Genomic DNA, 22055 nt, shown 5'->3' on the forward strand with positions numbered 1-22055 from the left:
CGCTTCGTTTCCGTTTGGGATTGCAAAGGTAGAAAAACTTTTTTAATCCGCAAGAAAAATATTTTTATTTTTCCGCTTTTCTTTCCCCCTTTATTTCAATTAATCAACCTCAACCATCTTCCCTCTCACTTTCCGTTCCTTCCGAACCGGGCTGCAAAGGTAGCGTTATATTTCTTATCTCCAAGAACTATTTTAAAATAATCCTAATCCCCTCTTTATCACCTTCTTTCCACTACTTTCATGCTTACCCCTTCCTCCGAAGCGGGATGCAAAGGTAGAAAAAATATCCCGTTCCCGGAACACTAAAGTGCTTTTAAACCTTTCCGGGGGTCTAAAGTGATGGTTATCAGCGGGAAAAATTAGTTTGGAGTCTGAAGTCACTAGTCCAGAGTCTTTGGACTGGGAGCTAAAAATTAGTCCGGAGTCCCATACAAAGCGCCTAATAACTTTTCTTAACTGAAGTGGAAGTAAAGTATCGAAATCACATGTAGGTCGTTTCGACAGGCTACCATTGACATTATCATTTATGAATGATACAATTTTGTTGATGTATATTTCCGCCTAACAAGGCCAGCGTGCCATATCTTGGTTTTACTTACTGCCCTGTCCGTAGAGTTAAGCGCAGCGCCTCTACGGATTACAACATACCGTTGAGCTTCATAACTCAACATTAATTAAACCCAGTCAAAGACTCTCCTCCATTAAACAATCCGTAGAACTCCTGCGGAACTCGACGGACAGGATGGGAGTAGAAGGTTTGACTGGTTGCTAGCCCAAAAGCTCCTGCACCAGGTACAATAAACCCGACTGAATGGAAAACCCGCGGGCGAGGTACGAGACCGGGGATTTGGAAGAAAGGCGGGACTGAAGCATCCGAAAAGCGCAGAACCCTGATTTTCTAAGGAAAAAAAGAAGTCAACAGGCAGAATAAGACTATGTTTTTAGTCCTTCCAATTTATGGGTTTAATTGTTATACATATATATACTATATAACACAGCTTAAAGAAGCCCAATGATACCTTATCTATATGTTAAAAATTGTTAAGGGCTAGTTGCTACTGATTTGCTTTGCCTAGCTTAGTACCCGATTGTTTTTATTGATGTTATCGTATTATTAATTATCTTTGCAGAATGTTTAAAGTTAAACACTTAATTATTTTAGTATTTGTTGCCGCTCTGGGTATGGCGGGCTGTAAAAGTCGTTTCGAGAAATTGAGGGCTAGTAATGATGTAGCAAAAAAATACCAGGAGGCGCTTCGTTTATACAATAAACGTGATTACAGCAAGGCTTTAGTACTTTTTGAAGATCTTTCTCAAAAATATCGTGGCCGTGCAGAGGCGGAAGACTTGAACTATTATTACGCTTATACTCTATATAGATTAAGTGATTTTACAACAGCCAGGTATCAGTTTAAAAGCTTCGCAGATACCTATCCTTCGAGTAAAAATGCCGAGGAAGCGCGATACATGAGCGCTTACTGCTATTATTTGGAATCTCCGGTTTTCTCTTTAGACCAGGAAAATACTTACAAAGCAATTGATGCCTTACAATTATTTATCAACTTATACCCTACCAGTGATCGTGCTGCAGCAGCAGGAAAATACATTGCCGATTTAAGGGGTAAGCTAGAGGATAAGGCTTTCGAAAATGCTAAGATGTATTTAACTACAGGCCCTAGCAATGTAGATAATTATAGAGCAGCAGTTATTGCTTTAGAGAATGCACAGAAAGACTATCCAGATATTAAATATGCTGAGGAAATGGACTTTTTAATGATCAAGGCACAATACCTGTATGCGAAAAACAGTTATGCTATTCGCCAGGAAGATCGTTATAATGAAGCCATTTCTTTATATACAGACTTTACGGAGAAACATCCTGATAGCAAGTTTACAAATGATGCTAAACAGCTTAAGCAAGATATTGATGCAGGAATTGTGTTGGCTAAACAAGAGCTTGCTGAATATGCAGCTCAAGAAGCTAAATACAAGGAAATGCTGATTAGGACTGGTAGGTTGAAAGATACTACCATTATTAACAAAACAGATAATAAAAATAAATAATACATGAATACTAACAAACCTGCAATACCCAATACAACGGTTACCAGAAATGTACACGATTTAGATAAAACAACTGACAATTTATACGAATCGTTAGTTGTAATTGCTAAAAGAGCAAATCAGATTTCAAACAACATGAAAGAGGAATTGCATGGTAAATTAGCTGAGTTTGCTTCTAGCAATGATAACCTGGAAGAGATTTTTGAAAACCGTGAGCAGATTGAAATCAGCAAGCATTACGAACGTATGCCTAAGCCTGTTTTAGTTGCTATGGATGAGTTTTTAAATGGTAAAGTTTACCACAGAAACCCTGCTAAAGAACAAAAGTAATTAGCGAAGGGCAAGGAGCATGGCGCAATTCCTAAGCATATTAATGCTCTAAGCCCCATGCCCAACACTCCATGCTAAAAGATAAAAATATACTCCTTGGCGTTTGCGGCAGTATCGCTGCATATAAGTCGGCATTTTTAGTTCGACTTTTAGTTAAATCTGGTGCAAACGTTAAGGTTGTTCTCACCGCTGATGGCGCAAATTTCATTACGCCACTTACCCTTGCTACGCTTTCTAAAAACCCCGTTTACACGCAGTATTTTGAAGAAGAAACTGGTGTTTGGAGCAATCATGTTGAGCTGGGCCTTTGGGCCGATCTGATGATTATTGCCCCTATAAGTGCCAATACCCTGGCCAAACTTGCTACAGGAATTTGTGATAATTTATTAACTGCTGTATATCTTTCCGCTAAATGTCCGGTTTATGTTGCGCCTGCCATGGATCTGGATATGTGGAAACACGAGACTACTCAACATAATATTACCAAAATAACCAGCTATGGTAATACAGTTATTGCCCCTTCAAGCGGTGAATTGGCTAGTGGCTTATATGGTGAAGGTAGAATGGCAGAGCCTGAAGAAATCGTATCTTACTTAAGCGATGCTTTATTAAAGGGTATGCCCTTCTATGGAAAGAAAGCCATGGTTACGGCCGGCCCTACTTATGAGGCTATTGATCCTGTCAGGTTTATAGGCAATCATTCTTCAGGTAAAATGGGATTTGCCATTGCAGATGCCCTGGCACGTTTAGGTGCCGAGGTAACTTTAATTGCAGGACCTACCGCTCAAAGATCAAAACAAAACGTAACCAGAATTGATGTAGTAAGCGCTTCTGATATGTTTAATAGCTGTACAGCGCTATTCCCACAAACCGATATCACAGTAATGTGTGCAGCAGTTGCTGATTATCGTCCTACAACGGTTGAACAGCAGAAAATAAAGAAACAGGAAGGTGAATTTACCTTAGTTTTGGAAAAAACAGTCGATATTTTAGCCTCTCTTGGCCGGAATAAATCTGCGGAGCAGATTTTAGTCGGTTTTGCCTTAGAAACCAATGACGAGGAAAACTACGCCAAAGGAAAGTTGGAGAAGAAAAACCTCGACCTGGTTGTGCTCAATTCATTGAATGATAAGGGCGCAGGCTTTAAATCAGATACAAATAAAATTACTATTTTTAACAGGGCTTTAGAGAAAACCATTTTTGAGGTTAAATCTAAAACTGATGTAGCGCAAGATATCTGTGAGGCTATTTTAAAAATTATAAAATGATAAAAATAATTGTTTTTTTCTGCTTGCTGTGTGGTTTGGGAAAACTCCAGGCTCAAGAATTGAATGCCAGGGTGACTATTTTAGCGCCTCAGGTATCAAACATTAGTAAACCCACCGTGGAGGCTTTACAGAAAACAATTCGCGACTTTTTGAACAATAACAAGTTCAGTAACGAAAGTTATAAACCTGAGGAAAGAATTGATTGCAGCTTTATCATCACTATTAACTCCTGGGATGGTGGTTCTGGCTATACTGCTGAAGCACAAATTCAAAGTAGCCGCCCTGTATTTAACAGTTCGTATAACAGCACCTTGTTAAACATGAGCGATAAAAACTTTGATTTCAGTTACAACGATGGATCTACCATTGATTTTTCTGATCAGAACTACATTTCTAACATTAGTGCCCTACTTACCTATTATGCTTACACCATTATCGGTTTAGACAAGGATAGTTTTAGCAAAAGCGGTGGAACATCTTATTTTAAAAAAGCACAAAATATTATCAATCTTGCTCAGGCATCTGGTAATGCTGGCTGGAGAGCAGCAGATGGTTTACGCAATCGCTTCTGGTTTAATGAAAATACCCTAAACCCAATTTTCGGAGAATTGCGAATCTTCATTTATTATTACCACCTGAATGGTTTAGATCAGCTTACTGATAATGATAAGGGATTGAAACAAATTTTAGGCGCTCTCCCAGCCCTTCAGCAAATGGATAAACAAAAATTAGGTTCCATTTTTCCAAATGTTTACTTCGCTACAAAAGCAGAAGAAATTACCAATGTACTATCCAAATTGAACGGACAGGAACGCATGCAAGCTTACAATATGCTTGCAGAAATTGATCCTGCAAATATTGGAAAGTATGAAGGCTTGAAGAAATAATCCATTTTCTTTCGAGGATCAGGCTTAATTATTTAACTGGATAAACTGGTGAGTTGTTTAGTCGCTGAGTTGCTGAGCAGGTGTGGTACCAACTGCAAACTGTCTAACTGTAATTGCTTAAATGTTCCATCGCTTATTTGTCCACTCAAAATCACAACAACAATATAGCAATTCATCAGTTTCAACAATCCATCAACTCACCACCTCTCCAATTCACCAACTCACCGATTAAACAGTTCACCAATTAAACAATTATACCTCTCCCATGCAACAATCGGCATCGCCGCTTGTCTTATGTTAAAAATCTGTTAAAATATTTTGTTATTACGAATAACTTCGTACATTTGAATACGAAATAATTCGTACAACTGTAACAGATGAGCAATAATAACATCAAACCCACGGAAGGTGAAATGGAAATCCTGCAGGTGCTATGGCAAAATGGCGTGGCAACGGTTAGAGAAGTACATGAAGCCTTAAATAAAAAGGATTCGGGATATACCACTACTCTTAAATTAATGCAAATTATGCACGAAAAAGGTTTGGTAGAAAGAGATACTAACCAAAAAACGCACATTTACAAGGCCTTGGTTAGCCAGGATAAAACCGAAAAGCAATTGGTAAATAAAATGATTGATAATGTATTTAATGGTTCGGCGGCGAGATTGGTGATGCAGGCTTTAGGTAATCACAGTGCAAGTGCGGATGAAATAGAAGAAATAAAAAAATATTTAGATAGCCTGAAATAAGTGTTAAAGGAGCAGGTTAAAGGTGGAGGGCTTAAGGCCAAATAAAAGAACAAAGTAGAGCTCAGGCTCGTAAAAAATTAAAATCACCAACATGGAAACGCTATTACAACAATTTATCAAAGCATTTGGCTGGAGTATTTTAAACTCACTCTGGCAAAGCGCCCTCATTTATGGTGCACTATTTATTGTGATGTTCGGACTACCGAAACTAGCAGCAAAATACAAGCACAATCTCGCCTTTGGTTCTATTGTGCTCATGTTCATGTGCTTTAGCTACAATTTTATCTATCAAATGCTGATTAGTATGCCTCAAACTGTTCAACAGCAGGGACAAATTCAATTATCTCCTTATTTTAATAATTTGCCCCAAACCTTTAGCAGCAAAGCCGAGCAGTATTTTCCGCTCATTGTAGCGTTCTATCTTATCGGAATCATCCTCCAGCTATTTGTAATCGGCAAGGGTTACCATCAACTTTCCAAGTTTAAAAAAGACGGCCTGAGCAATATACCAGAAAGTTGGGATAGCCTGTTTAAACACATCACTTCCAGTTTAAAAATTAATAAAAAGATCAGATTTCACCTTTCTTCTATCGTAAATGTTCCTTTGGTTATTGGCTACCTTAAACCTGTTGTACTTTTCCCTGTTGCACTGGTAAATCAATTGGATCCAGCTCAGGTAGAAGCTATTTTAATCCATGAGCTATCACACATCAGAAGGAATGACTTTTTACTCAACCTGATTAAAACCGCTATCGAAACCTTACTGTTTTTTAATCCTTTTGTTTGGATGGCAGGAAGGTTTATCCACATTGAACGTGAACATGCCTGCGATGATCTGGTTTTAAAAATAACAGGAAAACCCCTGAACTATGCCCATGCCCTATTGAAATTAGAGCTTTTAAAGGACAAGAATAGTCCGGCCTATGCACTGGCTGCAATTGGCAAAACCCAAAACCTGTATCAACGCATAAAAAGAATAACCAACATGAAAACGAACTATTTAAATGCCAAACAGCAAATGGCCGCCTTAACTCTGGGGGTTGCCTGCTTGTTTTCTATCGCCTGGATTAATCCAACAGAAAAGAAGAAAGAAAAAATTAAAACCACTATCAAAGAACAGATTTACAGTGTTCGCAATAGCAATCCGAACTTGAGAACAGAGGTTTGTACAGATACCACTAAGAAACGGAAAATCAAGATTGTAACCATCGATGCCAACGGTAAAAAGACTGAATACAATTCGGTAAAAGAGATGCCAGATAGTGTAAGAAGAGATTTTTATCAGGATGAATTGCTACAAGGGAACAGGGTTTTCAGATTTAGAACGGATACTGATTTGACCCCAAAAGACTCTGTACTTCAGGCGAGAATTTACCGTGAGTTTAATTCACCAGAAGCTAAACTGAAATGGAAAAAATTTGGTGAGGAGGTAGCGAAAGAATACAGCTCTCCAGAAGCGCAGGCAAAATGGAAAAAATTTGGAGAAAAAATAGCTAAAGAATTCAATTCTCCGGAAGCCCAGGCCAAATGGAAAAAATTGGGCGAGGATATGCAGAAAAAAATGAATTCTCCTGAAGAACAAGCCAAATGGAAAAAATTTGGAGAAAAAATAGCTAAAGAATTCAATTCTCCGGAAGCCCATGCCAAATGGAAAAAATTGGGCGAGGATATGCAGAAAAAAATGAATTCTCCTGAAGAACAAGCCAAATGGAAAAAGTTTGGAGAAGATATGGAGAAAGAATTTAACTCTCCAGAAGCTCAGGCCAAATGGAAAAAATTCGGGCAAGATATGGAGAAAGAATTTAATTCACCTGAGGCACAAGCCAAGTGGAGAAAAATGGGCGAAGATATCACCATCAGAATAAACTCAGGCATTAGCGCTCAGATAGATGGGGCTAAGATTAGGGCATTATCAAGCGATCTTAGAAGACTAGATGGAAAAAGAATTCATATCGATTCTCTTCGTACGCACCTTAACTTCGATAGCTCAGAGCCACGAGTATTTTACTTTGATGATAATAACAATAAAAAGTTGAGAGCCTCTGCCGAGTACAAAAAAATTAAAGAAAAGTATGATAGGGAGATCAAAGAGCTTAAGGAGAAAATAGAGAAGAAAGAGAAAAAGGAAAAGCAAGAAAATTAATTCAACAACCACACAAATGATACCAGAGCAGCGAAGAATAAACTTCGCTGTTTCTGTTTTATAGCTCTTGTTAAAATAACTTTTTAGTATTTTCGTAGTCAGTATGCTACAGAAACTTTCAATACGTAATTACGCTTTAATCGACAGTCTGGATATAGAGTTTGATAAGGGACTCAATATTATTACCGGAGAAACGGGGGCTGGTAAATCCATTATGTTGGGTGCACTTTCCCTTATTTTAGGCCAACGGGCTGAAAGCAAGTACTTTTTCAATCAGGAGAAAAAATGCGTAATTGAGGGAAGTTTCTTGCTGGCAGATGAAAATTTAAAGCTTCTATTTGAAGAAAATGATCTCGATTTCTTTAATGAAAGTACCTTAAGAAGAGAAATCTCCATTGATGGAAAGTCTAGATCTTTCATTAATGACACGCCGGTAAACCTATCTACGCTTAAACTAATTGGCGAAAAACTGATTGACATCCACTCCCAACAAGCTACACAAGAACTGAATGATGCAGATTTTCAGTTACTTATTGTAGATTCTTTAGCAAACCACCAACCGCTCTTATCCGAGTATCGTTCTGGTTATAAAAAGCTCAAACAATCGATTAAAAGATTAGACGAGCTGAGTAAAGAAGCTAATGATGCGCGCAGTAAACAAGACTATGAACAATTCCTTTTTAATGAATTGGAGCAGGCAAACCTTAAAGCCGATGAACAGGCAGAGTTAGAGCAGGAACTGGAACGCCTAACACATGCCGAAACCATAAAAAGGGGATTATTAACTGCCAATGGTTTACTCACAGAAGGAGAACCATCGGCCATACAGTTTTTAAAGGAAGCACAACTCCAACTGCAACAGATAGAAAAGTTTGATCTTGCGGTGAATGTTCTTTTTGAACGTTTGAAATCTACAGTGATTGAAATTAAGGATATTGCTGATGAAGTTGCGGGCATTGAAAGTAATACCTTACACCAGGCAGACCGGCTGGAAATAATCAACCAGCGACTGGATTTATTGTACTCACTCCAACAAAAACATAGAGTGGCCAATAATCAGGAACTTCTGGATTTACAGCAGCAACTGGAAAACAATTTAAGCAAATTGCTATCTTCAGATGAGGAGATAGAAAAGCTTAATCAGGAAATCGAAAAAATAAAAATCACTTTACATCAACAGGCCACAAAACTGAGTGATAACCGTAAAAAAGCGATCAAAATAGTAGAAGATCAAACGGGAATTACCCTAAAAAAAGTGGGTATGCCTAATGCCAAGCTGGTCTTAGCCCAAAATTTGCTTCAGGAATTGGCTAAAGATGGTATTGATACGATTAACCTATTATTTACTGCCAATGCCGGACAAGCTCCTGCCCCGGTAAATAAAGTTGCTTCGGGGGGGGAACTTTCACGCTTGATGCTTTCTATTAAAGCACTTCTGGCCAAACATACCTTTCTTCCAACCATCATTTTTGATGAAATTGACACAGGTATTTCTGGTGAAACTGCGGTTAAAGTGGGTGAAGTAATTGCTCAGCTTGGTGAAAATATGCAGGTAGTGTCTATTACCCACCTACCACAGATTGCCGCCAAAGGTTATTCACACTATTATGTTCACAAAAATGAGCAAAGTGGAAAAACAACAACAGGCATTCGCAAACTGAAACCAGAAGAACGTGTTGAAGTGATAGCAGAGATGCTTAGCGGTAAAAACCCAGGCTTATCTGCAATAGAAAATGCCAGAGAGCTCCTGGCCTAATGCAATAAATTTCTTTAATTTCTAAAATCGTGTACCTTAGCTTTACCTTAACAAAACAGAAAGAATATGTACAATTTATTAAAAGGTAAAAGAGGCATCATTACCGGTGCTTTAGATCAAAACTCTATTGCTTGGAAAGTTGCCGAAAAAGCACATGAAGAAGGAGCTACCTTCGTTCTTACCAATGCCCCCATTGCAATGCGTATGGGCGAAATTAACGCACTGGCAGAAAAAACAAATTCTCAAATTATACCTGCCGATGCAACCAATGTTGACGACTTAACACAATTATACACGCAGGCACAGGAAATTTTAGGTGGTAAAATCGACTTCGTTCTACACTCTATCGGGATGAGTGTTAATATCAGGAAGAAAATTCCCTATGCAGAATCCAATTACGACTACTTTATGAAAGGCATAGATGTTTCTGCCTTAAGTTTTCATAAAATGCTAGCCGTTGCAAAAAAACTAGATGCGATTGCAGAAGGTGGAAGTGTGGTTGCCCTAACTTATATGGCTGCGCAGCGAACCTATCCATTTTATACCGATATGGCAGATATTAAGGCGATGTTAGAATCAATAGCCCGCAGTTTTGGCTATCACTATGGCCTGGAGAAAAAAGTAAGAATTAACACAGTATCACAATCACCCACTAAAACTACTGCGGGAAGTGGCATTAAAGGATTTGGAGACTTCTTTGATTATGCCGATGCCATTGCTCCTTTAGGTAATGCAGATGCAGAAAGCTGTGCCGATTATTGTATTACTCTATTCTCTGATTTAACCAGAATGGTTACCATGCAAAACCTTTTTCATGACGGTGGGTATTCTTCAACGGGAGTTAGTGACATCGTGATGCAAAAAATGGGACTGGAATAATTAAGCTATCCCATTTGAAAAGAGTATCTAAATGCTTATTTTAGAAACTCTTTTTTTATGCTTTTTATAACTAATAAATTAGTTAATTTTACTGAAATGAAAGCCCTCCTGATAACCCTCGCTTCTATTTGCTTTAGTGTGAATGTTTTTGCTCAGCAAACCATTACACTTAGTGGCATTTTAAAGGATAAACGAGGGGAAGTTCTTCCGGGCGCTGGCGTATACGTAAGTGGATATAAAATTGCAACGATCTCTGATAACAAGGGTAAATTTCACTTTAACTTAAAACCTGGAAACTACGACATACTCGTTCAGCTTATTGGCTACAATGCTTTAAATAAAAATGTTTTGATTGCGGATAAGCCAGTCCATTTAGCGATTACGTTGCAAGAAAGCGTTACCCAACTAGCTGAAGTGACCATAAAGGCCGATCCTAACAGGCTGCGATACATTAATCTTTTTAAAGGTTATTTTATTGGTACAACACCCAATGCAGCGTTGTGTAATATAGTAAATACCGATGTATTAAATATTTCATATAATAGAGAAACCCGTATTCTAAGTGCAAATACTACTGATTTTTTGATCATTGAAAACAGGGCATTGGGATACAAAATCAAATATCTGTTAAACGATTTTCAGTATGATTATGGGAAGCGCATAGTTTATTACGAGGGCTACCCTACTTATGAAGATTTAAAAGGATCTGAAAGTAAAAAAAGAAAATGGGCGCAAAAAAGACTCGAAGCTTATCATGGTTCTGCCCAACACTTCTTCACCTCTCTCTATCAAAATCGCAGTACGGAAGAAGGTTTTATCATCAATAAATTGATTAGGAAGGCCAATCCTGATAAACCTGCTGATAGTGTTATCAAAGAAAATATCTGGCGTATCACTGCCGCCAGAGCTGAAATGAATAAAAATAAAACTGACTTAACCAGTCTGAAAGTTCATTTGGGTTTAAATGAAGGCGATTCGTTAAATTATTGGATGAAAAAACGAAATTTACCCGACAAGATATCTGTTTTGGGCAGGGAAGTGATTAAGCCAGATACTTTGGTCCATTGTCATAATGAAAACATAAAAAAAATCGATTTTACCGACATTTTATACATTATTTATACTAAAGAAAAAGAAGTAGAGGCTTACAAAGATAGAATTGGTCTTTCTATTTCCAGACCTCCGGAAATTGGAGACGATCAAATTTCACTCATCAATTTACAGATAAGACCAGTATTCTTTTATAAGAATGGATCTATCTATAATGCAAAGTCTATGCTTTATGAAGGCTATTGGGGCTGGGAAAAAATAGCCGATAGTGTGCCTATGGATTATGTACCTTCGAGGTAGTTGAGTTGATCAAATGTTTAATTGGTTAATCGTTGAACTGCTTAACTGTTATTATTCTAGCTAAAACCAATACCTAGTGAACAATTGAATTAGTGATCCAATGAACTTTTTCAGTACATTCGTTTCCATGATTAGAAGTCTCTTAATACCCATGTTCCTGATCATAGGTATTAATTCATTTGCACAAAATACATTTTCGATTACGGGTACTGTTCGCGATCTGAAAGATGGATTACCGGGTGCCAGCATTTACGTAAGTGGTTATAAAATTGCTACTGTTGCAGATAATGATGGAAAGTTTCGCCTGGCCAACCTTCAACCGGGAAGTTACAATTTATTGGTTCAGATGGTCGGGTATCTACCTTATTCCAAAAGTGTTGTTATTGCAGATAAATCGGTACAAGTAGATCTGGTATTAAAGGAAAACACAGTCGAACTTAGTGAAGTTACCATTCGGGCTGATCCGAACAGACAAAAATACATCAACCAGTTCAAAGATTTTTTTATAGGGAAAACGCCCAATGCGCTTCAGTGTAAAATCCTAAACCCTCAGGTACTCCATGTCGATTTTGACATTACTAAAAGTACGCTCACAGTAAGTACCACCGAATTTTTAATTGTTGAGAATAAAGCGCTTGGCTATCGTCTGAAATATATGCTCGATCATTTTGAGTATAATTCAAGAACTCGTATTATCTATTATTCAGGGCATCCGTTTTTTGAAGAACTTAAAGCATCCAATGCTAGAAAGAAAAAGTTTACATTGGCCAGAGAGATTGCTTATTACGGTTCTTCTCAGCATTTTTTTAGATCCTTATATAACGGCACTACACAACAAGAAGGTTTTTTAATCAGTAAAATGGTTAAAATCCCAAATCCAAACCGCTATCCGGAGTACGTAATCAATACCAACCTTGATAAAATTAAGAATATAGCAGAAAAAACAGGCATTAGAAAAGTTGCAGGTAAGGTAGACACAGCATTACTAGCCTTCTGGACTAAGCAAATGGAAATGCCGAAAACAATCGACAAATTTTCAAGGGCCGATGTACTGCCTGATACCTTAGTGCATGATTATAATCAAAATTTAAAATGGCTAAACTACACAGATGCTCTCCTGGTTCAATACACTAAAGAAAAAGAATCGTTAGCTTATTCTAAAACTGGTTTTTGGATCTTCAGGCCATTAGATGTGCCAGAAAATGAAATTTCCGTCATCAATTTAATGCAGGCTCCTGTTCGTTTTTATAAAAACGGTGGAATCTATGACTCCAGGTCTCTGCTTTTTGAAGGATACTGGGCATATGAAAAAGTAGCAGATATGGTTCCGATGGATTATATTCCCTTAGCTAAGACCCCTTCCTCATCCAAATAACTGATTAACGGTGGATAACTATAATATAAAATTACTAAATATATTAGTAATTTTATATTATGGCAGCGGATGAAGAAAAAACCTATTTCAAAGGTAGAGGGGCTCAGGTTAATCCCCACAATAAATTTCTAAAAGATGTTTATGTTAAGGCGTACGACGAGGGCATAGATGATTGGGAGGAACAGGATAAAAAAACATCATTCATATTTGAGCATTCTAAAACTATTGTCAATAAGGTAGATAGCCCTGATGTGGAGATGGCTTATTCCTTAAATCCATACCAAGGTTGTGAGCATGGCTGCACTTATTGCTATGCACGTAATTCTCATCAATATTGGGGCTACAGTGCCGGACTTGAATTCGAGCGAAAAATTATTGTTAAGAAAGATGCCCCTGCCCTGTTTAAGAAATTTCTGGAGAAAAAAGGTTGGGATGCCTCCACGATTTCCTTATCGGGTAATACGGATTGCTATCAGCCTGCGGAACGGAAATTTAGACTCACCCGTCAGTTATTAGAGATTGCGTTGGAATATAAACAGCCTATCGGGATGATTACCAAAAATTCGCTGATTTTAAGAGACATAGATTTGCTGGCAGAAATGGCGAAACATAAGCTTTGTATGGTTTATGTTTCTATCAATAGTTTGAATGAAGATTTGAGACAGGTAATGGAACCCCGAACAACTACGGCTAAACAAAGATTAAAGATAGCGGAAAAACTCAGCGAGGCAGGCATTCCTATGGGCGTAATGGTGGCACCGCTGGTACCGGGTTTGAGTGATCATGAGATTCCAAAAATATTAAAGGCTGTTGCCGATGCAGGAGCTATTAAAGCAGGCTATACTGTTGTTCGTTTAAATGGTGCGATAGGGTCAATTTTTGAAGATTGGCTAAGGAAGAACTTCCCCGACAGGTTTGACAAAGTTTGGCATATGATTCAGAGTTGCCATGGTGGCCATGTAAATGATAGCCGTTTCGGAGACCGGATGCGTGGAGACGGAAACATAGCCGAGCTTATTCGCGATAATTTTAGGCTCCACTGCAGATTGAATGGTCTCAATCAAAAAGAAATTATTTTAGATCATACCTTGTTTAAGGTGCCCTGTGCACAGACGAGTTTGTTTTAGTTTAGGTGTGGATCATGGGTTTCGAGGTTACCGGTTCATAACGTACTGCTAACTAGAAAAAAGAGATCATCAGTTCGTAGCGAGAGGCTACCAATGCAGTTAACTTAAGCTGAATGCTGCCAGTCAGAGCTTCTTATGGAAAATCGGGAAAAGTAGTCGAAGACCTTGTTGATCAGTTGAAAACTAAAATGTATTGTCCTTCGACAATCTACTATTGACATTGTTTTATAAATATTTATTAATAAAACCTTTAGCTCAATACGTATTTTCATCTTTTCTAGTAATAGCGTCTCGCTACAACTTAATGTTTTTCACTTTTCCTCGCCGCCGGAAGGGCTCGTACCTTTTTCTTGGTAAAAAGGTAACCAAAAGCCAAGGCTTGCATCCTTTCTTGGCTAGAAACATCCTAATGCCATTAGCGGTAATAAGAGGCTTTGGCCTTTGCACTTTAGGCCAGCCCTCGCTGCTTATTTCCTTGGTCAGTGGGTACCCGTTGGAAACTGCAAGCATTCGACTGTCCTATCCGGCGAAATGCTGCTAGGCCGGGGTCGTACTTGGCATTGATAGTTCTGTGTTAACGGCAGTTAGCATGGCGCATAACCCTTGGCGGTCGTCATTCTCTCGAAGGAGGGAATCTTAAAGCGCTTTTAGGATATGAAAGTGTCTTCGGCGGAGGCGAGCCGGGTAAAGACTGCCTAGCAGGGTAAAAAATGTCCCTTATATTGATTTGTATGAAATAAATTAACCCTCAAGGATGACAACATATTTTAGTTTTCTCCTTAAGTTAATACCATTGTAGACGCTACAACTAGAAAAGGAGTATATTTTAAGCACAAGCGGGACGCTATGCGCTAGAGCAGACTAATTATTTCCGGTCGCCGCGACACCAATCGGTAGGTTGTAGCTTTGTTAGGCCGATCCTAGTGGAACGAAGAAACAGTGCTTTGGCCTTGCTGGGTGGAAAAGCAAAATGGCCCCACATGTTGCATTACTATCCACTCCTGCGAGGGAATGCCGAGGTATTATGCTTCATGCTAACTGCCAGTAAAAACCAAGGGAAGCCTTTACTTAGATGCAAAATCCTGGGTCCAAAAATTTCCTTGTCTGGCCACCCCCATGTCTTTGAATTTGGCATTCATGATATTTTTACAATGATCTTCGCTTTTAATCCAATCGTTGAATACTTGTGCTTCTGTGGTCTGTCCTTGTGCCACATTTTCTCCGGCAGTAGTCCAAACATAACCCGCTGCTGTAATTCTATCTGCAAAGGTTTTTCCATCTGCTGAAGCATGAGTCATAATATTTGCACTGGCCATGTATTTACTATGTCCCGCAGCTGCAGCGGCCAGTTGGTTATTCCAGGTTAATGTAGGTACAGGAGGCATTACCGTTGTGCCACAATTACACCCCGAAGCTCTGGTATCATTTACTAATTTTAGCATCACCTCGTTATTGAGGTTAGTTTGGACAGTTATAACAGGATCTTTTGTAATCTCAGGTTCTGTAGTTGAACTTTTTTTACAAGACAAGGCAAGGCAAAGGGCCAGGCCAATTAACGGGATAGACGATTTCATTTAATAGGGGTTAATTAACCGAATTTACACAGTTAAATTCAAAAACCACTGGCTTAAAGAAAATATTTCAACACAATAAGCTCCCTTATCTGGATTATTTGATATCTAAACAAAAAAGCTCCCAATTTTCATTGGGAGCTTTTGATTATTTGTTTGAAGAACCTTCTTCTTCTTTAGGTTCTTGCTTTTTCTTTTCACCTTTTTTGTGTTGAACAGATATAAGTTCTGTTTCTTTATCGTAATCGATTTCTAAAACATCGCCTTCTGCCAATTCACCTTTAAGGATTTCTTCTGCAATTGGATCTTCTAAATACTTCTGAATTGCACGTTTTAACGGACGAGCACCAAAATTACTGTCAAAACCTTTTTCTGCGATGTAATCCTTAGCGTTTTCAGTTAAAGCAATTTCATATCCTAAGGTATGAACACGACCGAATAAAGCTTTCAATTCTATATCAATGATTTTGAAGATTTCTTCTTTACCTAAGCTATTGAATACAACAACATCATCAACACGATTTAAAAACTCTGGAGCGAAGGCACGTTTTAATGCGCTTTCAATTACTCCACGACTGTGAGACTCTGCCTGGTTGGTTTTAGCTGCTGTAGAGAAACCTACACCCTGACCGAAATCTTTTAACTGACGGGCACCAATGTTAGAAGTCATGATAATAATCGTGTTTCTAAAATCTACTTTTCTACCCAAACTATCAGTTAATTGTCCTTCGTCTAATACCTGTAAAAGGATATTAAATACATCTGGATGGGCTTTTTCAATCTCATCTAATAAGATTACGGCATAAGGTTTTCTTCTAACTTTTTCCGTTAACTGGCCACCTTCTTCATAACCCACATACCCTGGAGGCGCTCCTACTAAACGGGAAACGGCGAATTTCTCCATGTACTCACTCATGTCAATCTGGATCAAGGCATCATCACTATCGAACATGAAACGAGCCAGTTCTTTAGCCAATTCTGTCTTACCTACACCTGTTGGACCTAAGAAAATGAAGGAACCAATTGGTTTTTTAGGATCTTTTAATCCAGCCCTTGTACGTTGAATGGCTTTAGTTAATTTCTTAATGGCATCATTCTGACCGATAATTTTCTCTGCAACTTTATCGTACATGTTCAATAGCTTTTGGCTATCTGTTTGTCCAACACGTTGCACCGGAATACCCGTCATCATGGCCACTACCTCTGCCACGTTATCTTCCGAAACCTCATAACGTTTAGTTTTGGTTTCAGCTTCCCACTCGGCTTTAGCTTTATCCAGCTCTTCAATTAAGTTCTTTTCTGTATCGCGAAGCTTAGCGGCTTCTTCATACTTCTGGCTACGTACAACCTTGTTTTTCTCTAATTTGATATCTTCAATTTTAGCTTCGATATCAATAATATTCTGAGGAACATGGATGTTCGTTAAGTGTACTCTCGAACCTGCTTCATCTAAAGCATCGATTGCTTTATCTGGCAAGAAACGATCAGAAATATAACGGGAAGTTAAAGTTACGCAAGCTTCAATCGCTTCCTGAGTATAAGTTACTCCGTGATGCTCTTCGTACTTATCTTTAATTCTGGTTAGAATTTCAATTGTTTCATCTGGCGTAGCCGGTTCTACCATTACCTTTTGGAAACGACGGTCTAACGCGCCATCTTTTTCAATGTATTGACGATACTCATCTAAAGTAGTGGCACCGATACATTGGATTTCTCCTCTGGCTAAAGCTGGTTTGAACATGTTAGAGGCATCTAAGGAACCTGACGCTCCGCCTGCTCCAACAATGGTATGAATCTCATCGATGAAAAGAATAACATCGGTAGATTTCTCCAATTCGTTCATCACCGCTTTCATGCGTTCTTCGAACTGGCCACGATATTTTGTGCCTGCAACTAAAGAAGCTAAATCCAAAGTAACCACACGTTTGTTGAACAAAACACGTGATACTTTACGCTGAACAATTCTGAGTGCTAAACCTTCAGCAATAGCTGACTTACCAACACCTGGTTCACCGATTAAAATTGGATTGTTTTTCTTTCTGCGGGATAAAATCTGTGATACACGTTCAATTTCTTTCTCGCGTCCTACAATAGGATCTAAACGCCCTTCTTCAGCGGCTTTAGTTAAATCACGACCGAAGTTGTCTAAAACAGGAGTTTTCGATTTGATATCAGAAACTTTCTTTGGAGCGCTAAAGCTTTCCTCTTCACGATAATCATCATCTCCTCCAGTTGAAGCGCTATTAGAGATATCGTCTCTGAAGCCATTTTTATTTACTTCAACTTCTTGTTTAAAAACATCATAAGTAACGCCATACTGCAATAAGATTTGTGAGGCGATGTTATCATCATCTCTCAAAACCGATAACAATAAATGTTCGGTGCCAATTAAATCGCTTTTAAATATCTTAGCTTCTAAGTAAGTAATCTTTAAAACTTTTTCTGCCTGTTTGGTTAAGGGTATATTACCCAGATTAACTGTTACACTCGAAGTGCCACGAACGGCATCTTCAATTGAGCGGCGCAATTTACCAGTATCTACTCCTAACGATCGTAAAATTTTGATGGCCATCCCATCGCCTTCGCGGATGAGGCCCAACAATAAATGCTCGGTTCCAATGTAATCATGTCCTAAACGGAGAGCTTCCTCTCTACTAAAAGAGATCACATCTTTTACCTGTGGTGAAAATTTTGCTTCCATAATACCTTTCTTAACAGCTACGTCCCTAAACTATAAAATAAATTATAAAAAGTGGAGGTACTGTTTTCTTTATTTTATCAACAATTGCGCCATATAGGTGGATAAGAGCCTGTTTACCCTGATCCATCTCGAAAAAAATCATTACCTAATCGTGTAGAATACTTTTAAATAACTGATGATATATATACGTAATACCTGTTTTCCAAGTTTTAAAAGGGCTTTTTAATTAGATTTTGCCCGCTACCTTCTCATTGTCGGTTTATTGTAAGGATTTTTGCCAGGTTTAAAACTGACAAATTGTTGCTTTTTACTAAGGCAATTTACAAGTTTTGACAGAAAAATAAAAAGAACGTGACATCATTTAACATATTTATTTACTGTCTACCTATACAGTATATCTCATATTCCCGGTCATTTAAATACCTATACATAAAAAACGAACAATACGTTGTTTTTGTTTGTACCATTTTTGAGAAAAAAACAATATAAGAAAGGGCAATCATTACTGATCGCCCTAAGCTATTTAAAAAAAACTTGACTTGACGTCAAAACTAAAATGCAATTATTAGACTATGGAAAGTGCCAATTGTTTCTGATTTCACAAAATTTAACATATAAAGGGCTTTCCATAATCCAAAGGACGTTTGGAATTAATATTTCTCTGTTGATTTAATGCTTTTGACAAACCTGAAAGAAGCTACTTGTGTCAAATGTAATGTATAGATGAAGAACCAAAAAAATGTGTTTAACTGAGGTACCCTCCGCTTTTTTAATTTTATACCCTGAAATTTTCAGGCCTCCAAAGCAATTCAAATTGAAATTAGTTTATCGCAGGGATAAAGCTTTGCGATTGTCAAAAACTTTCAACTCAATTATAAAAAGAAGAGCCTGTTTCCATCGAAGAAACAGGCTCCTAACATTAACTAATGTCCTACGGTATCTACTAAGAACTAATCCGTACTTTAAAAGTAGAGGATTTATATTAAGTACTGTTATTTACTTCCTTTTATGAAGTTTAAGTGATAATTACATTAAAGGCGGATTAGAATATGAAACTTTCGATTAGAAAGTAAAATAAGTACAGTCGAAAGTTCATAAATACCTGATCAAATCAGGATTTTGAATCATAGAAAAACCTCTACTATTAATCCTGTTGATTATTTGGCCTAAATCGCACAACAATGAGCTGATTTAAGCGCCTAAATTTAATGTTACTAATCAAATAATCATCTCATGAAAAAAATTATTCCAGTAATGCTGGCGCTTACCTGCGCGGCAGTAATGCAGTATGGCTGCAAAAAACAAACATCAACCGAAAGCTCAGCCTAGTGAGGCATAACAGATTAAACCTATAATCAATTTAATTACAACGCTCCCCTGGTTGAGTATGTGTTTCATATATCTGGTTAGTTGGCTGAATAGGAATGTATCACTCCTTTACCCACATTGGTTAGTGAGCTACTTTTTTATTCAATACGCAACTAAGCTATAATCCATTGGCTTTTTCTCTTCGCAATTGCCATTTTATTCAGCAAAATTGACATTAATGCTATGCTTTTCTTTTACTGTTAATCCCACAATTTGAAATATGTTACTAAGCTAAGTATCAAATTAAACTGCCAGCCTGCATCGGAATGACGAAAAGTTGGCTCATATCAAATAAACCATTTGGTTACCTGCTTCCCTTCCTTATCTTTGTAGCCTTTGGGAGAAATATAAAGTTTAACTAATTTGGCGTATGCTCTTTTGAGTAAGCGATCTTGTTATAGCCTATTTCCCTCTTATTACAAATACATATTAATCGCACATAGTAACATGTCAGACGAGAAGATCATATTTTCAATGGCGGGAGTAAATAAGATTTACCCCCCACAAAAACAGGTTTTAAAAAACATATACCTTTCTTTCTTTTACGGAGCTAAAATAGGTGTTATCGGTTTAAACGGATCGGGTAAATCATCATTATTAAAAATCATTGCCGGTTTAGACAAATCTTATCAAGGTGAAGTGGTTTTCTCACCAGGATATTCTGTTGGTTATTTAGCACAGGAACCTATTTTAGATCCTGAAAAAACAGTGCGTGAAGTTGTAGAAGAAGGAGTAGCTGAAATTACTGCTGTTTTAAAAGAATATGAAGAAATTAATGAGAAATTCGGTCTCCCGGAAGTTTATGAAGACGCAGACGCGATGGATAAACTCCTGGCCAGACAAGGTGAGCTTCAAGATAAAATAGATGCAACAGGTGCCTGGGAAATCGACAATAAATTAGAGCGTGCAATGGATGCTTTACGCTGCCCGGATCCAGATACTAAAATTGGCGTATTGTCTGGAGGAGAGCGTCGTCGTGTGGCCATGTGCCGTTTACTATTACAACACCCGGATGTATTATTGTTAGATGAGCCTACCAACCACTTGGATGCAGAAAGTATCGACTGGTTAGAGCAATTCTTGCAAAATTATGAAGGTACCGTTATCGCAGTTACCCACGATAGATATTTCCTTGACAATGTTGCCGGATGGATTTTAGAACTAGATCGTGGTGAAGGTATTCCTTGGAAAGGGAATTACAGCAGCTGGTTAGATCAAAAAGCGAAACGTTTATCACAAGAAGAAAAAACAGAAAGCAAACGCCAGAAAACTTTAGAACGCGAATTAGAGTGGGTACGTATGGCCCCTAAAGCCCGCCACGCAAAATCTAAAGCCCGTTTAAGCAACTATGAAAAACTTGCTTCAGAAGATTCGAGAGAAAGAGAAGACAAACTAGAGCTATTTATCCCACCCGGACCTCGCTTGGGTAATGTTGTTATTGAAGCAACTAACGTAAGTAAATCATATGGAGATAAAGTTCTTTTTGATAACCTCACTTTCGCCTTACCTCCAGCGGGTATTGTGGGCATTATTGGTCCCAATGGCGCAGGTAAAACAACCTTATTCAGGTTAATTACCGGACAGGAAGAAGCTGATGCCGGAACTTTTAGAGTAGGAGAAACTGTTGAATTAGGTTATGTAGATCAAATGCATAACGATTTAGATGCCGATAAAACTGTTTACGAAAACATTACTGATGGCTTAGACAATATCCAACTGGGTAATAAAGCCGTTAACGGACGTGCCTACGTTTCTAAGTTTAACTTTAACGGAGGCGATCAGCAGAAAAAAGTTGGTATCCTATCAGGTGGAGAAAGAAACCGTGTTCACCTGGCCATCACCCTAAAGAAAGGTGCAAATGTACTCTTACTGGATGAGCCTACCAACGATATCGATGTAAACACACTCCGTGCGTTAGAAGAAGCATTGGAGAACTTTGGTGGCTGTGCCGTAGTGATCAGTCACGATAGATGGTTCTTAGATCGTATTTGTACACACATACTGGCATTCGAAGGTAACTCTGAGGTTTACTTCTTTGAAGGAAACTACTCTGATTACGAAGAAAATCGCAAGAAACGCTTGGGTGATATTACTCCTAAACGCATTAGATATAAAAAACTAGGTTAAAATCTGAAAGAGGCTGTCTCAAAATAAATGAGGCAGCTTTTTTGTATTTAAATAAATCCTATGTGTTATTTCTTTGTTGCTGGCTAGAAATGTTTATTTATCCAGCATTTTGTTAAAAAGAGCAAAAGCAAGTCTTTTTAGGCTGCTTTTTTTCTAACATTTTGTGCAATTGCCAATAATCCCCATTCTATTGCCACTTTTTCTTTCCCCCGAAGCATGAAGCGGCGGAATCCGTGGTTCTGTTTAATATTCCCGAACACTGGTTCAACATCATGACACCTTTGCTTTCTTTTTTCAACTCCCTTTTCACTGTTGAGTAGCTGATATGCTTTTGCTTTATGTCGCCTCAGATTTTCGTTA

15 protein-coding genes are annotated in these 22055 nt (G+C 38.1%); 12 read left to right on the forward strand and 3 right to left on the reverse strand.

The genetic code is table 11. The features are described from left to right. Positions 1 to 1131 precede the first annotated feature (1131 nt). The 11 genes from BMX11_RS22975 to BMX11_RS23025 all read left to right on the forward strand — a co-directional run bounded on the left by BMX11_RS22975 (position 1132) and on the right by BMX11_RS23025 (position 13928). A complete protein-coding gene (locus BMX11_RS22975; RefSeq protein ID WP_090889580.1) occupies positions 1132 to 2064 on the forward strand; it encodes an outer membrane protein assembly factor BamD in 933 nt (310 codons plus the stop codon). A 3-nt stretch (positions 2065 to 2067) separates the two neighbouring features. Then, complete coding sequence (locus tag BMX11_RS22980; protein ID WP_090889583.1) at positions 2068 to 2394, forward strand: DNA-directed RNA polymerase subunit omega; 327 nt, start codon at positions 2068 to 2070, stop codon at positions 2392 to 2394. 71 nt (positions 2395 to 2465) lie between these two features. Further along, entirely contained in the window at positions 2466 to 3662 is a 1197-nt protein-coding gene (coaBC, locus tag BMX11_RS22985; protein ID WP_090889586.1) for a bifunctional phosphopantothenoylcysteine decarboxylase/phosphopantothenate--cysteine ligase CoaBC, read from the forward strand. Beyond that, a complete protein-coding gene (gene porD / locus BMX11_RS22990) occupies positions 3659 to 4549 on the forward strand; it encodes a type IX secretion system protein PorD (protein WP_090889588.1) in 891 nt (296 codons plus the stop codon). The genes coaBC and porD overlap by 4 nt, the downstream gene beginning before the upstream one ends. A 377-nt stretch (positions 4550 to 4926) precedes the next feature. After that, positions 4927 to 5298, forward strand: a complete 372-nt coding sequence (locus tag BMX11_RS22995; protein ID WP_090889592.1) for a BlaI/MecI/CopY family transcriptional regulator — start codon at positions 4927 to 4929, stop codon at positions 5296 to 5298. 91 nt (positions 5299 to 5389) lie between these two features. Then, complete coding sequence (locus BMX11_RS23000; RefSeq protein WP_090889595.1) at positions 5390 to 7441, forward strand: M56 family metallopeptidase; 2052 nt, start codon at positions 5390 to 5392, stop codon at positions 7439 to 7441. A 103-nt stretch (positions 7442 to 7544) separates the two neighbouring features. Further along, positions 7545 to 9197 (forward strand): DNA repair protein RecN, encoded by a 1653-nt coding sequence (gene recN, locus BMX11_RS23005; RefSeq protein ID WP_090889598.1) that lies wholly within the window; start codon positions 7545 to 7547, stop codon positions 9195 to 9197. Between the two features lie 66 nt (positions 9198 to 9263). After that, positions 9264 to 10076 (forward strand): enoyl-ACP reductase FabI, encoded by an 813-nt coding sequence (locus BMX11_RS23010; protein WP_090889601.1) that lies wholly within the window; start codon positions 9264 to 9266, stop codon positions 10074 to 10076. 96 nt (positions 10077 to 10172) lie between these two features. Further along, positions 10173 to 11426, forward strand: coding sequence for a carboxypeptidase-like regulatory domain-containing protein (locus BMX11_RS23015; protein ID WP_175474653.1), 1254 nt, complete (start codon positions 10173 to 10175; stop codon positions 11424 to 11426). 151 nt (positions 11427 to 11577) lie between these two features. Next, positions 11578 to 12801 carry a carboxypeptidase-like regulatory domain-containing protein gene (locus BMX11_RS23020; protein ID WP_245738750.1) on the forward strand — a complete coding sequence of 408 codons (1224 nt, stop codon included), beginning with the start codon at positions 11578 to 11580 and terminating at the stop codon, positions 12799 to 12801. Positions 12802 to 12860: 59 nt separating this feature from the next. Continuing rightward, positions 12861 to 13928 carry a PA0069 family radical SAM protein gene (locus BMX11_RS23025; RefSeq protein ID WP_090889610.1) on the forward strand — a complete coding sequence of 356 codons (1068 nt, stop codon included), beginning with the start codon at positions 12861 to 12863 and terminating at the stop codon, positions 13926 to 13928. Positions 13929 to 14992: 1064 nt separating this feature from the next. Here BMX11_RS23025 and BMX11_RS23035 read toward each other — a convergent pair. Both BMX11_RS23035 and BMX11_RS23040 read right to left on the reverse strand, forming a co-directional pair. Beyond that, positions 14993 to 15502: a CAP domain-containing protein gene (locus tag BMX11_RS23035; protein ID WP_090889616.1), complete on the reverse strand. Its 510-nt coding sequence runs from the start codon at positions 15500 to 15502 to the stop codon at positions 14993 to 14995. Between the two features lie 145 nt (positions 15503 to 15647). After that, complete coding sequence (locus BMX11_RS23040) at positions 15648 to 18200, reverse strand: ATP-dependent Clp protease ATP-binding subunit (protein WP_090889618.1); 2553 nt, start codon at positions 18198 to 18200, stop codon at positions 15648 to 15650. 1815 nt (positions 18201 to 20015) lie between these two features. Here BMX11_RS23040 and ettA point away from each other — a divergent pair. Then, positions 20016 to 21695 (forward strand): energy-dependent translational throttle protein EttA, encoded by a 1680-nt coding sequence (gene ettA / locus BMX11_RS23045; RefSeq protein WP_090889621.1) that lies wholly within the window; start codon positions 20016 to 20018, stop codon positions 21693 to 21695. Positions 21696 to 21832: 137 nt separating this feature from the next. Here ettA and BMX11_RS23050 read toward each other — a convergent pair. After that, a partial coding sequence (locus BMX11_RS23050) for a transposase (RefSeq protein ID WP_139180255.1) occupies positions 21833 to 22055 on the reverse strand: 223 nt, incomplete at its 5' end.

The organism is Pedobacter rhizosphaerae (assembly GCF_900111155.1).
Lineage (GTDB): Bacteria > Bacteroidota > Bacteroidia > Sphingobacteriales > Sphingobacteriaceae > Pedobacter > Pedobacter rhizosphaerae.